The organism is Erwinia sp. L03-1 (assembly GCF_058686115.1).
Genome location: NZ_CM178762.1, coordinates 3,773,384 through 3,785,971, shown reverse-complemented (window position 1 = coordinate 3,785,971; position 12,588 = coordinate 3,773,384). Strand labels below are relative to the sequence as shown.

Sequence of the window (12,588 nt, the reverse complement as noted above, 5' to 3'; positions counted from 1 at the left end):
GCTGAACTTAGCACAGTTACGGGGCGGCTACAGACAAATTTGCCAGAGAAACGCGCTGAAAAGGCGTTTTAATGACGGTGGGTGGCGCAGAGGGACCGGCAAGGCTTGACCTTCCCGCAGGGTAAGGGTTTATGCTGCGTCACTGATACCGACCGCCAGCGTAAGGACAGGGTAATGCAACGTCGTGATTTTATTAAGCTGAGTGCCGCAGCAGGCGCAGCCAGCGCGCTGCCGCTGTGGAGCCGTTCACTGATGGCCGCGATGCCCCGGGCCGAATTGCCCATTCCCAGCCTGTTGACGCCGGACCCGCGCGGCGTCATGAACATTATCGCGCAGCAGGGTAAAACCGTCTGGCAGGGTCAGTCGGTCACCAGCTGGGGCTATAATGGCAGCCTGCTCGGCCCGGCCATTCAGCTTGAGCGCGGCAAGGCCGTCACCCTCAACGTTCACAACGCCCTGCCCGAAGCGACCACGGTTCACTGGCACGGGCTGGCACTGCCTGGCGACGTTGACGGTGGCCCGCAGGCGCTGATCGCGCCGGGTGCCAGCCGCAGCGTCAGCTTCACGCCCGATCAGCCCGCCGCCACCTGCTGGTTCCATCCTCATCAGCACGGCAGGACCGGCTACCAGGTCGCGCAGGGGCTGGCCGGACTGGTTCTGATGAATGATGAGGCAAGCGGTAAGCTGCTGTTGCCGAAAATCTGGGGGGTGGATGATATTCCAGTGATCCTTCAGGACAAACGGCTGAGCGCCGATGGCAGCCGGATTGATTATGAACTGGACGTGATGGGCGCGGCGGTTGGCTGGTTCGGGAATACGATGCTGACTAACGGGGCTATTTACCCGCAGCATGCCGTACCGCGCGGCTGGCTGCGCCTGCGCCTGCTGAATGGCTGCAATGCCCGCTCGCTTAATCTGACCGCCAGCGATGACCGCACCCTGTATGTCATTGGCAGCGACGGCGGCTTACTGTCCGAGCCGGTGCCGCTGAAGACACTGTCAATGATGCCGGGCGAGCGCTTTGAAGTGCTGGTTGATACCCACGATGGCAAAGCGTTTGACCTGCAGACGCTGCCGGTGCGGCAGATGGGCATGACGCTGGAACCGTTCAACCAGCCGCTGCCGGTACTGAGCATTACCCCGCTACGGGTTATGGCGAGCGGCACGCTGCCCGACAGGCTGGTTGAGCTACCGGCGCTGCCGGAGCAGGTGAACAAGAGCCGCTGGCTACAGCTGTCGATGGATCCGGAACTTGAGCGTCGCGGGATGCTGGCGCTCATCAAAAAGTATGGTGGTGCGGCAATGGCCGGTATGGGCGGCGATGCGCATGACCACGACGATAACGACGCGGCACCTGAGAAAAGGCGTGCGGATGGCGGCATGGCGGGTATGTCGCATCCGCAGCCTCAGCAGGATGAGTACGATTTTCATAACGGCAATAAGATCAATGGTGTGGCCTTTGATATGGCTAAACCCGCGTTCGATGTGCCGCGCGAAACGGTAGAAAAGTGGACTGTCTCCGGGGAAGGCGATGAGATGCTTCATCCGTTTCATATTCACGGCACGCAGTTCCGCATCCTCTCCGAAAACGGCAAACCCCCGGCGGCGCACCGCAGCGGCTGGAAGGACATGGTCAGGGTTGAGGGGTGGCGCAGTGAAGTGCTGGTACGCTTTGATTATGCCGCGACAAAAGAGCAGGCCTATATGGCGCACTGCCATCTGCTGGAGCATGAGGACACGGGGATGATGCTGGGCTTTACCGTCAGCTGAGGCCAGTCTAAGGCGGGCAGGGCCCCGCCTTTAACCCGTCATAGCCGACGGCAATGGGCTGGCTTAACGTTGAATCAGAATATCATGCTCCACAGCGCCGAGATGGGCATGGCCAGTACCAGGGCGGGCAGCATATTGGCCACCGGAAACACCTTGATACCGCAGATGCGAAAACCCGTCGCAAACATCAGTACGCCACCGACGGCTGCGAAATCCGCCTGCATGGCTGGCGTGGTCATCGGTATAATAAACACGGCACCGTAAGCCAGCAGCAGCTGGATAATCAGCTGGGGTATCGCCACAATGGCGACCGAAAACCCGAGCGTGGTAGCAAAAATGGCCGCGGTAAAGAGGTCGAGGAAAGACTTGGCAATCAGAATGCTAAAGTCGCCGGTCATTCCCTCATGCATGGAACCGAAAATCCCCGTGCCGCTGGCGCAAAACAGGACGATAATCGCCACGTAACTTTGCAGAAATTGCGCCTGTGACTCTTCACTGCCCGGCTCCGAACGCACCACCAGCTCTACCAGTCCGCGCGCCTTTGCACCCAGCTTACCGATTCCTCTCTCAAGATAAACCAGCTCGCCTAACAGGGCCCCGAGGATCACCGACAGCACCATCACCGGCATATGGGACACTTTATTGACCAGCACGATCCCCATGCACATTGAGGCTGCGCCAAAAATCAGCGGCATTGAGGTGCGTACCCGTTCCGGCAGTTTACTGCTCAGCAGGGCACCCGCAATGCCGCCAATCAGCACGGCGGCACCGTTGATATAAGGTCCAATAATCACGACTTGTCACTCCTTAGGCACCGCTGATACCGACTATCAGCCGCTGTTTTTTCAGCGAATTGACTGACCCTGACATACCTTCTCCTGTTTACTTTTTAAAGCCCGGAATAAAGCGGTTAACGTCAACCTCAAGGAACTGGCTGCGGATAAAGTTCTTTTTCAGATGATAAGGCACGGTACAGTCAAAAATGGCTTTACAGGCAATGCCATGGGCGCGGATGGAGGGGCTAAAAGCCGGATCCGAAGAGGGATCGAGCGGATGGCAGCGTACGCCTGGAATTAAGGTGGTGCTGACATCCGCCTGATAGCGCGTCGTCATTGCCCACATCACGTCGCTGAGATCGAAGATATCGACATCCTCATCCACCAGCATAATGTGCTTCAGTTCGGAAAAGGCGGAGAACGCCAGTAGCGCGGCCTGTTTCTGCCGTCCTTCATCCACCAGAGAACGTTTTTTGACCTGCAACACCGCCAGATACTTTCCGGTTCCCGGTGACGGGCAGTGCACATTCTGAACGAAGCCGGGCAGGGCGCGTTCAACCATTTGCAGAATACTGGCTTCGGTTGGGATCCCGGCCATATTGGTGTGTTCGTCGCTGGGGCCAATGCAGGTCTGCAAAATGGGATGGCGACGATGGGTGATGGCTTTCACTTTGATCACCGGCACTTCTGCCTGGGCGTCACCGGTGTAGCCGGGGAACTCTGGCATGGCTTTGCCGGTATTGGTGTTCTGATCTTCGCGAACCCGAACGTTAGGCAGTAATTCACCCTCAATCACCACTTCGGCGTTGGCGATACCGCGTGCTTTGACGCTGACGCAGTCCACAAGCTCAACCGCCTGGTTACGCAGGCTACCGGCAATAGACAGCTCATCAAAACCCAGCGGCGTGGTCGGCGGCTCAAAGCAGGCACCGATTTCAATGGCGGGATCGACACCAATGCTGATCGAAATAGGCAGGGGTTTACCCGCGGCTTCGGCTTTCTGACGGAAAACATCCAGATGGCGACCCGGCACAAAGTACATGGAGATCTCATCTTTACTCTGTACGCACAGGCGGTGAATGGTCACGTCATGTTCGCCGGTTTCCGGATCGGCCGCATAGCACATGCCCAGGGTAAAGTAGGGACCGGCATCGTCGGGGGTATTGGTCGGGGCGGGCAGCAGCTTAAGAATATCGAAATCGGGATCGGTTGCCAGATGCACCACTTCCTGACAGGCGGCTCTTTCACGCGGGATAACGACAGGGGCAATTGGCGTGTTGACTGAATCCTTCAGCATAAAGGCCAGCTTTTCGGGAGTGGTACCAAACAGGCGCGCCACGCGTTTACGCGATGACAGCAGGCCAATCAGGACGCGCATATCATCATAGCCTTTGATTTTATTGAAAATCATGGCTGGCCCGATTTGAGTAGGACGCTGCACGGTACCGTTGGCCCCAACGTAACGATAAACACCGGATAGCTCGGCAATGGGGTCGACGGGCTCATCGGTATCAATCAACTCGTCATCATACTGACTCAGTAGTGCCAGTGCGGAGCGAAGGTCTGTGACCTTTGGCTGGGTATCCTGTTTATTCTTTTCAGACATCTTAATGAACCTCAACGCATTTCATCACCATCACGCCAGCCCTGACTCTACTGACGCAGCCGTCAGCAGCCGCGAGGTCAGTCGCTGATGGCCCTGCCTGCCGCTGCTGTCCTTGCAGTTTCAGGACCCCGGTGATATATGTCCAATAATAAATAACGCCTTTCTGATAAGGAATTTTTATTACTGATGGACAATCGTCAACTGCACTCCTTTGTGATCCTGGCCGAAGAACTTCATTTCGGTAAGGCGGCGCTCAGGCTGAATATCGCCCAGCCAGCATTGAGCCAGCATATTAAGGCGCTGGAACAGGAGTGGGGGGTGATGCTGTTTTTACGTAACCGGCGCAGCGTGGTATTAACGCATGAGGGGGCGCAGCTGCTGACGGATGCGCGCCTGGCGGTCAGCCACTATGAAAAGATTCGTGAAACGGCGTTGAGCCTGCGCAAGGGGTTTAAAGGGCGGATCCGGCTGGGCTATGTAGGCTCATCTATTATCGATCCGATACTGGCAATGTTAATCAGCGGTTACCGAAAAGCCCGTCCCGAGATAGAAATTGCTATTGAAGAACATGATGTTAACCGACAATTAACCTTATTAATGAGTGATGAGTTGGATATTGCCCTGGTGCGTTCGCCCGTTCCCCGCCAGGCGCAGCTGGATTATCTGGACTTGACCACCCGGCCGCTGATTGCCGTGCTGCCGCACCATCATCCGCAGTTACATAACACGCGTATCAGCCTGAGCGATCTGGCAGAGGAGCCGTTCCTTATCCAGCAGGACCCACCGGGGGTGGGTCTGGGCTGGTCAACGCTTTCAGCCTGCCTGCGCGCGGGTTTTACGCCGCAAAAGGTTCAGTTTACCCGGGATCTTTCCGTCGCCATTGGTCTGGTGGCCATCGGCATGGGCGTCACGCTGGCACCGGAAACCCAGCTTTCGGTGAGGGTGCCGGAGGTGGACTACTGCCATCTGGATGACCCGTTAGCGACCACCACGCTGACGCTAAGCTGGCAGAAGCATATGCACAACAGCGCGGTGCGCGATTTTATCGCCTGTGCCCGCGAGCTGCTTTACTGAGCCAGGGTCAGAGCTGTTCCAGCGCCAGGCGCAGGTCTTCAATCAAATCGTCCCGGTTCTCTATCCCAATGGATACCCGAATAGTTGACTCACTAATACCGATGCGTGCGCGTACCTCCGCAGGCACGCCGGAATGCGTGGTGCTGGCCGGGTGACTGGCGAGAGACTCGGTACCGCCCAGGCTTACCGCCAGCTTAAACAGTTCCAGGGCATTAAGCAGCCTGAAAGCGGCGGGCTCACCTCCCACCACGTCAAACGAGAAGGTTGAGCCTGCGCCACTGCACTGTTTACTGAACGTCTGACCTGCCGGAGAGTCGGGATGCAAAAAGGAGAGATAGTGCAGCTTTTCGATTTTGGGGTGGTTGCGCAGGAACGCCGCCACGGCGGCAGCATTATCGTTCGCCCGCTCCATCCGTAGCGACAGCGTTTCCAGCGAGCGGCCAATCATCCAGCAGGAGTGCGGATCGAGCTGCGTGCCGATGGCACTCCGCAGCGCCTTAATCTGCCGGATAAGCGCTTTACTGCCCATTGCTGCCCCGGCGATAAGATCCGAATGCCCGCCAACATATTTCGTCAGGGAGTAGAGCGAAATATCTGCGCCCTGCTCGATGGGGCGCTGGAAAACCGGCCCGAGCAGCGTGTTGTCGCAGGCAATAAGCGGGCGATGCTGCTGCTGTTGCTCAATAACGTCTGCAACCCGACTAATAAGCGCAATATCCACCAGGCTATTGGTGGGGTTGGCAGGAGATTCAATCAGGATCACCGACACGCGTCCCTGTTGCATGGCCTCGTTTGCCGCCGCCTGAATGGAGGCTTCATTAACGCCGTCAGAGAAACCCACGGTAGCCACGTTGAGCTGACGGAACGTCTTCGTCAGCAGCGTTTCCGTTCCACCGTACAGCGGTTGGGAATGGAGAATGGCATCGCCGGGTTTAACAAAGGCCAGCAGGGTGGTGGAGATGGCTGACATACCGGAGGAGAAAAGCGCCGCACTGTCGGTTCGCTCATAGAGAGCCAGCCGGTCCTCGACGATTTCGCTATTGGGATGGTTAAAGCGCGAATAAACCAGCCCGTTGGCACCGCCCTCCGGCGGTTCCCGCCGCCCGGAAACGTAGTCAAAAAAGTCCTTCCCCTCCTCAGCGCTGTTAAAGACAAAGGTAGACGTCAGAAAAACCGGAGGCTTAACCGCGCCTTCTGAAAGGGCCGGATCGTAGCCGTAGTTTACCATTTGCGTTTCGGGCTGTAGCTCACGCATGCCGATATGCGTCTTTTTAGAATGGGGGGTAGCCATGCAATCTCCTGCCGATGTGGCGTGCTGAAAAGGGATAAATTCAGCGTACGTTATCATGCGCATAATCGCGGCTGTAAATGAATTAACGTTCTATCTATAGAAGCTTTTGCATTATAAAATTTCGTTAACATTGTATTTGGAAGTCTATACGTCTGTCTGGCGCAGGTGGGACATCGAACCCTCCAGCGTAAATCGATTCCACAAGGTGGGCCTGCTGCTTCAACCTTGTGCGGTCATAAGCCGGCATCCCTGATATAATCCCACGCTTTCTTTTGTCCATATGTTAGCGCAGGGAGCCAGGTGGCCAGCTACAGCGTTGGGGATCCGACGTTGTGGAATGGCGATTCAACGTGCTGGCATTGAGTTTTAACTGAATAAAATCAGTGAGATAAGTGATTTATGAAACATACCGTAGAAGTGATGATCTCTGAGGCAGAGATCGCCAAACGTATCGCAGAATTGGGCCAGCAGATCACGGAGCAGTACCGTGACAGCGGCAGCGAAATGGTGCTGGTCGGGCTGCTGCGCGGCTCTTTTATGTTTATGGCCGATCTCTGCCGTAAAATCGACGTGCCTCACGAGGTCGACTTTATGACCGCCTCCAGCTACGGCAGCGGTATGTCCAGCACCCGGGATGTCAAAATCCTTAAGGATCTGGATGAGGATATTCGCGGCAAGGACGTACTGATTGTTGAAGACATCATCGACTCCGGCAACACGTTGAGCAAAGTTCGCGATATCCTCAGCCTGCGCCAGCCGAAATCACTGGCAATCTGCACCCTGTTGGATAAACCTTCACGTCGTGAAGTCGAGGTACCGGTTGAGTACGTCGGCTTTACTATTGCGGATAAGTTTGTTGTTGGCTACGGCATTGACTATGCCCAGCGTTATCGTCACCTGCCGTACGTTGGCAACGTGGTGATGCTGGAAGAGTAAGGAACATTTGTGCGACGGGCCGGGCAGCCGGATCAGCGCACAAACGACTAAGGCCGGGTTTCCCGGCCTGTTATATGATGCGTCGCCTGCGATCAGTTGGGGCTTTCAAGCTCGTTAAGCAGGTTAGCTATACCGTGGCGATAGCGCTGCTCAAGGGTTTCGCGGCTGGTGGCGGTCACTTCCAGATCGCGCAGATAGCCGTCCTGAATGCCGTAAACCCAGCCGTGGATCGTGACTTTCTGGCCGCGCTTCCAGGCAGACTGCATCACAGTAGAATGCCCCAGATTGTAGACCTGTTCGATCACGTTGATTTCACAGAGTTTATCAAAGCGTTTTTCCGGCGGCAGCTCACCCAGTAACGAACTATGCTTGTACCACAGATCGCGAATGTGCAGCAGCCAGTTGTTAATCAGGCCCAGCTCAGGATTTTCCACCGCCGCCTGTACACCGCCGCAGCCGTAGTGACCGCAAATGATGATGTGCTCCACTTCCAGTACTTCAACGGCGTACTGCACGACAGAGAGGCAGTTTAAGTCCGTGTGAATCACCAGATTAGCGACGTTGCGGTGAACGAAGAGTTCACCCGGCTCCAGGCCGGTGAGGCGCTCGGCCGGGACGCGGCTGTCGGAACAGCCAATCCAGAGAAAGCGGGGCTTCTGGGCCAGTGACAGGCGCTCAAAGAAGCCCGGATCTTCCTCTTTCAGCAGTCGGGACCATTCGCGGTTGTTGCTGATAAGGGTATTAATGTCTTTCATAGTTGTGTCGACCGATACTCGAAATGCGTGGCGATAATATAGGTCAACACGGCGTGATTTAAAACGTCAAACAAGCAAACCACACAAAACAGGGCACTCTTTAACCTATGACTTATGCACTGGAACTTGAAAAACTGACCAAAACCTATGCGGGTGGCGTTCAGGCCCTCAAGGGAATTGATTTGAACGTGGAAGCGGGCGACTTCTACGCGCTCCTCGGGCCTAACGGGGCGGGGAAATCCACCACCATTGGTATCATCAGCTCGCTGGTGAATAAAACGTCGGGCAAAGTCCGGGTGTTTGGTTACGACCTGCAGCAGGATATGGTCAATGCGAAGCGTCAGCTGGGGCTGGTGCCGCAGGAGTTTAACTTCAACCAGTTTGAAACCGTGATGCAGATTGTGGTCAGCCAGGCGGGCCTGTATGGCGTGGTAAAAGCCGAGGCAATTAAGCGCGCTGAAAAATACTTAAAGCAGCTGGATCTGTGGGACAAGCGTGACGAACGTGCCCGTATGCTTTCCGGGGGAATGAAGCGCCGTCTGATGATCGCTCGTGCGCTGATGCACGAACCTAAGCTGCTGATTCTGGATGAGCCAACTGCCGGGGTGGATATTGAACTGCGCCGCTCGATGTGGACTTTCCTGCAGGATCTCAATGCCAGAGGCACCACCATTATTCTGACCACCCACTATCTGGAAGAGGCAGAGATGCTGTGCCGCAATATCGGCATTATTCAGAGCGGGGAACTGGTGGAAAACACCACCATGAAAGGGCTGCTCTCCAAGCTGAAATCGGAAACCTTTATTCTCGATCTGGCGGCGAAAAGCCCGCTGCCTCAGCTGGAAGGTTTTCAGTACCGGCTGGTGGATACCTCCACGCTGGAGGTCGAAGTGCTGCGTGAGCAGGGGCTGAATAGCGTGTTCAGTCAGCTCAGCCATCAGGGCGTGCAGGTTTTAAGTATGCGTAACAAGGCTAATCGACTCGAGGAGCTGTTTGTCGACCTGGTTAACGGTCGTACAGGAGATAAAGCATGACACATTTATACTGGGTAGCGCTGAAAAGCATCTGGGGAAAAGAGATTAACCGCTTTGCCCGCATCTGGATCCAGACGCTGGTGCCGCCAGTGATCACCATGACGCTCTACTTTATTATTTTCGGCAACCTGATTGGCTCGCGCATCGGCGATATGCACGGTTTTTCCTATATGCAGTTTATCGTGCCGGGTCTGATTATGATGGCAGTGATAACCAATGCCTATGCCAACGTGGCCTCGTCGTTTTTCAGCGCCAAGTTTCAGCGCAATATTGAAGAACTTCTGGTCGCGCCGGTGCCCACGCACGTCATTATTGCCGGGTATGTGGGCGGCGGCGTCGCACGAGGGATTTGCGTAGGCATTCTGGTTACCGCTATTTCGCTGTTTTTCGTGCCTTTTCACGTTCACTCATGGCTGATGGTATCGGTGACGCTGGTGCTGACGGCGATTTTGTTTTCCCTTGCCGGTTTGCTCAACGCAGTGTTTGCCCGCACGTTCGATGATATCAGCCTGATCCCTACGTTCGTGCTGACGCCCCTGACTTATCTCGGCGGTGTATTCTACTCGCTGACGCTGCTGCCGCCTTTCTGGCAGATGGTGTCGAAGCTGAATCCCATTGTTTATATGATCAGCGGCTTCCGCTTTGGCTTTTTGGGGATTAACGATGTGCCGCTGTTTTTCACCCTGGCCGTATTAGCGGGTTTTATCGCAGTATTTTATCTGCTGGTATGGGTGCTTATTGAGCGCGGCAGGGGATTACGGACGTAGTTTTTGTCCGTTTTGATGGTTGCAAAGGCTGGGGGCATCGCCAACGGGGGTGTCCTTGTGCCAGCATCCCTGCTGGCCCATTCGGGTCTTCCTCTCTTCACTCAGCGCGGCGGCCCGGCAGATCTTGCAGCCCACACAATAATTAACCCCATCTTTAGAGGTTGATCACTAAACATAACTAAATGTTATTGCTGAGCGACCTTATCCCCGCGCGCACTCACTTAGTCACATCGTGAACACGCTGTACTGGTATCAGCTATTACCGGATCTGGCACGATATACCTACTGGAATACAGGCTATCTGCGTAGTGCAGACCTGTTCATCTTCGGAGCGATTATTATGCCTGGTATTAGCCGATTACCTCCTGGTCATGTGGACCCACTCTCTTCCCGGAATGAAGAGAACGGGAGACCCAACGCTTCAAACGCCTCCGTGGTGTCTGGTACATCCCGGGCGTCTGGCGGATCGAGTTCAGCCCAATCCTTCTATAGCCTCCCAAACGGCTCGAGGGCGTCTGATGGATCGAGTACATCCCAATCCTTTTATAGTCTTCCAAACGGCTCCGGGGCCTCAATAGCATCTAACGCTACCCATTCGTCCCACGTATCTCCCGAGCCCAGTGCGCCGCATGAGTCTCACGAATCCAATGCAACCAATACCTCTCAGTCCTCCAGCGCGTCAAACACCTCTGATGCGCAGCGTCAGCAGCAGATAGCGCAAATCAGTACCCAGCTCCGGGAATACTTCCCCGGCAGCGAAGAGCTCAACGACCTGATTCAGAACCGGGCCACCGAACTGCATGAAATGGGGGAAACGCCGCAGAGCATTGCCGCGAATATGACGAAAGCACAAAAAATGGATTACATCAGCGATGCGGCAGGTGGTGCGGTGAAAGCCTTCCCCTTTGCTATTTGCGGATTTGCTTCCGGTGCGGTAAAGCTCGGTTTAGGCATTAATGGAACCACACCAGGTGCAGAGGCGCTGGCGGGGGCAGTAGACGGTGGAACCGCGATGGTGCTTAAATCGGTCGGCGATAAGGTTTTTGCCGACACGGTAAAGGATTCGCAGTGGCTCGCCGCTGATGCCGACAAGCTGGAACCCACTATGCAGAATGTGCTGAAGCAACGGGAAGGGCTGGGTGAAAGCATGAAGCTGGCTCCGCTGGGTGGGCTGGGCTTTACCGCGCGTAATCTCGTCACTTCTACCGCAGCGGTCGCCAGTAAAAACAACCCCGTCGTTATCTCAAACCTCAATAACGTATTGAGTTTGGGGGCTGGCGCGGCAGGAAACGTTCTGACTAATGCGGCCAGTTCAACGCGGGGGCCGGAGTTCCTTTTTGGACGCACCGACTGGAAAGAACGTTATACGGCGCTCAATAATACCAGCGTATCGCACCAGATGGTTTCGGGTGGGGTAGACAGAGCAAAAACCCTGGTGGGCAGCGTACTCACGCCGAAAAACTATGCAAAAGGGGCGCTGAACATCGCGTCCGGCAATATGGTATCCGAAATTGGTACGCTGGCAGCGGGTATTGCAGGGACCAATGCTGTGCGCAACATCTTTCGGAATTCACCCGCACATGGACCACTCAGCACGGCATCCTCAGCCACTATTGACGCCATTACCGGAAGACTGAGTGCGGCACAGCTAACCGCAAGAGGAGATATCGCCAAAGACGCGTATCCGAACGTGGGGTTATCGGGGTTGGCCTATGCGGCGCAGGGAGTGGCCGGTGCGCTGGCTGGGCCTGCGCCGACGCGTAATGATGAGTGGGTGGATAAAAAAGCCAGTGAGCTTGCTAACAGTAAGCTGGGGCAGGGCGTGGGAAAAGTCGTTGATAATATAATCGGAAGGGTAGCGACCAGCTCGCGGCAGTGGCAGGCTGAACAGCGCCGAAGTCAAATTGAGCGTGACACTGACAACATCGAAATGCAGCCTCAGAGCAATACGCCTACTGAAGGGTAATACACGTACTGAAGGGGAGTCCGGGTGGTTTTTGCCAGCGAAGGTCGTGGTGACCCCTCCTGGTCGTGTGCGCGCTGAATGATAACCGCGTGCGCGGTGTGCAGCAAAAAAGGGGCAGGCAACCCTCCCGCCCCTTTTATTCATACCACCTTTAGATTCAGAATGCTTTTTGTTCAGGCCACCTGAACCGGGATAGATTTCGCCAGTCGCTTCATCTGATTATCCCCTTCAAAGTAGGCAACTTTTGGCTGCCATTCGCGCGCCGCCGCATCCGTCATCTGCACGTAGGAGCAGATAATCAAAATATCGCCTTCGCAGGCGCAGCGGGCCGCCGCGCCGTTAACCGAGATAATCTTCGAGCCGCGTTCGGCGGCAATTGCGTAGGTGGAGAAACGCTGCCCGTTAGTCACGTTGTAAATATCAATGGCTTCGTACTGAAGAATGCCGGAAGCGTCGAGAAAGTCCTGGTCAATGGCACAGGAGCCTTCGTAATTCAGATCCGCCTGAGTCACCTTCACCCGGTGGAGTTTGCCCTGTAGCATGGTACGGTTCATAGCCTTATTACCCTAGTTACAAAAGTTACCAGAAACACCCGAGCCAGTATCCGCCGGGT

Annotated in this window: 11 protein-coding genes; 6 read left to right on the top strand and 5 right to left on the bottom strand. The window is 55.6% G+C overall.

Translation table 11 applies throughout. The annotated features are described in order from the left end of the window. Positions 1–174: 174 nt before the first annotated feature. Complete coding sequence (gene cueO, locus AC4PCC_RS17480) at positions 175–1,770, top strand: multicopper oxidase CueO (RefSeq protein WP_492125363.1); 1,596 nt, start codon at positions 175–177, stop codon at positions 1,768–1,770. A 74-nt stretch (positions 1,771–1,844) separates the two neighbouring features. On the opposite strand, the gene AC4PCC_RS17475 is transcribed toward cueO, so the two are convergent. Together AC4PCC_RS17475 and AC4PCC_RS17470 are read right to left on the bottom strand one after the other, a co-directional pair. Then, positions 1,845–2,564, bottom strand: coding sequence for a DUF554 domain-containing protein (locus AC4PCC_RS17475; RefSeq protein WP_492125362.1), 720 nt, complete (start codon positions 2,562–2,564; stop codon positions 1,845–1,847). A gap of 88 nt (positions 2,565–2,652) precedes the next feature. Next, positions 2,653–4,152 carry a UbiD family decarboxylase gene (locus tag AC4PCC_RS17470; RefSeq protein WP_492125361.1) on the bottom strand — a complete coding sequence of 500 codons (1,500 nt, stop codon included), beginning with the start codon at positions 4,150–4,152 and terminating at the stop codon, positions 2,653–2,655. Positions 4,153–4,338: 186 nt separating this feature from the next. Here AC4PCC_RS17470 and AC4PCC_RS17465 point away from each other — a divergent pair, with 186 nt between their 5' ends. Further along, positions 4,339–5,226, top strand: a complete 888-nt coding sequence (locus AC4PCC_RS17465; RefSeq protein ID WP_492125360.1) for a LysR family transcriptional regulator — start codon at positions 4,339–4,341, stop codon at positions 5,224–5,226. A gap of 7 nt (positions 5,227–5,233) precedes the next feature. On the opposite strand, the gene AC4PCC_RS17460 is transcribed toward AC4PCC_RS17465, so the two are convergent. Then, positions 5,234–6,517 carry a cystathionine gamma-synthase family protein gene (locus tag AC4PCC_RS17460; RefSeq protein ID WP_492125359.1) on the bottom strand — a complete coding sequence of 428 codons (1,284 nt, stop codon included), beginning with the start codon at positions 6,515–6,517 and terminating at the stop codon, positions 5,234–5,236. Between the two features lie 399 nt (positions 6,518–6,916). Here AC4PCC_RS17460 and hpt point away from each other — a divergent pair, with 399 nt between their 5' ends. Continuing rightward, on the top strand, positions 6,917–7,453 hold the full coding sequence (gene hpt / locus AC4PCC_RS17455) for a hypoxanthine phosphoribosyltransferase (RefSeq protein WP_345830571.1): 537 nt from the start codon (positions 6,917–6,919) through the stop codon (positions 7,451–7,453). 92 nt (positions 7,454–7,545) lie between these two features. Here hpt and can read toward each other — a convergent pair whose 3' ends face one another. Continuing rightward, positions 7,546–8,208 carry a carbonate dehydratase gene (gene can / locus AC4PCC_RS17450; protein WP_067706659.1) on the bottom strand — a complete coding sequence of 221 codons (663 nt, stop codon included), beginning with the start codon at positions 8,206–8,208 and terminating at the stop codon, positions 7,546–7,548. A 107-nt stretch (positions 8,209–8,315) separates the two neighbouring features. Between can and AC4PCC_RS17445 the strand changes: the two genes are divergently transcribed. The 3 genes from AC4PCC_RS17445 (at position 8,316) to AC4PCC_RS17435 (ending at position 11,975) form a co-directional block, all read left to right on the top strand. Continuing rightward, positions 8,316–9,242 (top strand): ABC transporter ATP-binding protein, encoded by a 927-nt coding sequence (locus AC4PCC_RS17445; RefSeq protein ID WP_345830574.1) that lies wholly within the window; start codon positions 8,316–8,318, stop codon positions 9,240–9,242. Further along, positions 9,239–10,009, top strand: coding sequence for an ABC transporter permease (locus AC4PCC_RS17440; RefSeq protein ID WP_067706653.1), 771 nt, complete (start codon positions 9,239–9,241; stop codon positions 10,007–10,009). The genes AC4PCC_RS17445 and AC4PCC_RS17440 overlap by 4 nt, the downstream gene beginning before the upstream one ends. An 838-nt stretch (positions 10,010–10,847) precedes the next feature. Further along, positions 10,848–11,975: a hypothetical protein gene (locus tag AC4PCC_RS17435; RefSeq protein ID WP_492125358.1), complete on the top strand. Its 1,128-nt coding sequence runs from the start codon at positions 10,848–10,850 to the stop codon at positions 11,973–11,975. 173 nt (positions 11,976–12,148) lie between these two features. On the opposite strand, the gene panD is transcribed toward AC4PCC_RS17435, so the two are convergent. Continuing rightward, the gene (gene panD / locus AC4PCC_RS17430) at positions 12,149–12,529 is read right to left on the bottom strand and encodes an aspartate 1-decarboxylase (protein ID WP_067706650.1); all 381 of its coding nucleotides are present in this window, start codon (positions 12,527–12,529) and stop codon (positions 12,149–12,151) included. Between the last annotated feature and the right edge of the window lie 59 nt (positions 12,530–12,588).